This window comes from Sphingobacterium litopenaei, assembly GCF_014692495.1.
GTDB lineage: Bacteria > Bacteroidota > Bacteroidia > Sphingobacteriales > Sphingobacteriaceae > Sphingobacterium > Sphingobacterium litopenaei.
The window spans coordinates 1-1,881 of sequence record NZ_JACOIJ010000073.1 but is presented as its reverse complement, the minus strand read 5'-3'; the positions used below and the strand labels follow the sequence as shown (position 1 = coordinate 1,881).

Below are 1,881 nucleotides of genomic sequence, written 5' to 3'. Positions count from 1 at the left end.
AGGATTAAAAATAATATCGTCAGGAACTGGCGATTACACGGGCGGAGACTCAAATAAGACTTTGGCAACAAAGCACAAGTCTGTGAAGCCCGAAGCCCATTTGTCTTTAGCAAATGGGTAGTTCACAAATACTCTATTTAGCTAAATAGCCACCATCAACAGGATAGTAAGAGCCAGTTACAAACGAAGATTTGTCTGAAGCTAACCAAAGCGCTAATTCTGCAACTTCTTCAGATTTACCCAAACGTTGCATAGCATGTTGTGTTTCGAGGAAAGTTAACGTTTCTTTATCTAAATTATCATCCACAAGTGGAGTGGAAATAAAACCTGGGCCAATTGCATTGATACGAACACCTTTAGTACCGTATTCCCAACCTGCAGTTTTTGTAAGTCCTACTACTCCATGTTTTGCGGCTACATAAGCTGAAGAGTATGCAAAGCCTACCTGACCTAAAATAGAAGCCATATTGATAATACTTCCTCCTACTTTTTCGATTTCTGGAAGTTGATAGTGCATACCGTAGAAAACACCATTCAAGTTAATATCAATGACTTTTTTCCAACTTTCAAGGCCATAATCGCCAACTGTAGCTGCATCACCGCCGATACCTGCATTATTAACCGCAATATGTAAAGCTCCAAATTTTTCTACAGCAATATCAACTAATTTTTTATTGTCTTCTGGCGAAGAAGAATCTGCTTTTACAAATACAGTAGCTTCACCTAAAGAATTAGCTAATTTAGTACCTGAATCTTCATTCAAATCTGCTATTAAGACTTTAGCTCCTTCTTTGACGAAAAGCTCAACAATAGCCTTTCCTATACCTGAAGCTCCACCTGTTACAATTGCTACTTTATTCTCTAATTGTTTCATAATTATCTGATTTTAATGATGAAGACAAGTTAGGTGTTTTAATGTTTGCAAAGTATGATGTTGATTTCTTAAAATAATGACTTATAACAAATTAAAACTTTATGGAATATTAACGAATATATCATCATATTACTAAGTAATGCTAGACCAAAATTAAAATTATATGCTTTTAATAAATAAGCTTATGAGCAAGATGAATCTGAAGTGCGCCATTTATTTTACTGTTTTTGTGGCAATTTTATGTTTTACTAGTTGTACTTCAAAGCCTAAGCAAGTTTTAACATCAACAGTGAAATCTTCCTTAAAGAAAGACAGTGTTGAGAAGTTTAAATTAAACTGTGGATGTATGAGAGGTAGTGGAATTGAGTTTAAAAGAGATTCTTTATTTACACAGGTAGAAATAAATCCCGAACCTCCAGGAGGTATGAAGGTTTTTCGAGAATGGATTATACAAAATTATAATTTACCGCAGAAAGCGTACGATAATAGAGTAAAGGGTAACGTTATGATTTCATTTGTCGTGGAAAAAAATGGAACATTAACCGATTTTGTAGTTGAATTTGATAAAGGATTTGGTACAGGAGAAGCTGGAATAGAGATGTTGAAAAAAGGCGAGAAGTGGAAGCCTGGTATATTTAGTGGTATTCCTGTCAGAACGAAATATGCTTTGCCTATCCGTCTTGATATAGAAAGAATGAAAGTTGATACAAGCAAATAAAGAGGCTGTTCAAAAAGTATAAAATGAAAAATTTAAAATATGATTTTAGCAAAAAGCTATTTTATTTGGTAATGAAAAATGCAAAAAATTAAATTTTGAAACACTAATTTAAGAAAGTGTAAATAAGTAAAGAGGCTATCTAAAAAGGTCAGACAGCCTCTTGGAAGTGTAAAGCAAACTGTGTCATTGAGCTCTAAATAGATATAGGTCCCCTTCGGACCTATATCTATTTAGAGCCGCCGAAGGCTTTCATTCTCTCACCAAATTTAAGGTGGAGTTGTTGCATTGT

2 protein-coding genes are annotated in these 1,881 nt (G+C 34.2%); one reads left to right on the top strand and one right to left on the bottom strand.

All coding sequences use genetic code 11. From position 1 onward, the window contains the following. Nucleotides 1–133: 133 nt before the first annotated feature. On the bottom strand, nucleotides 134–874 hold the full coding sequence (locus H8B04_RS16790) for an SDR family NAD(P)-dependent oxidoreductase (protein WP_165292648.1): 741 nt from the start codon (nucleotides 872–874) through the stop codon (nucleotides 134–136). Between the two features lie 184 nt (nucleotides 875–1,058). Here H8B04_RS16790 and H8B04_RS16785 point away from each other — a divergent pair, with 184 nt between their 5' ends. Next, the gene (locus tag H8B04_RS16785; protein ID WP_165292647.1) at nucleotides 1,059–1,592 is read left to right on the top strand and encodes an energy transducer TonB; all 534 of its coding nucleotides are present in this window, start codon (nucleotides 1,059–1,061) and stop codon (nucleotides 1,590–1,592) included. The last annotated feature ends 289 nt before the right edge of the window (nucleotides 1,593–1,881 follow it).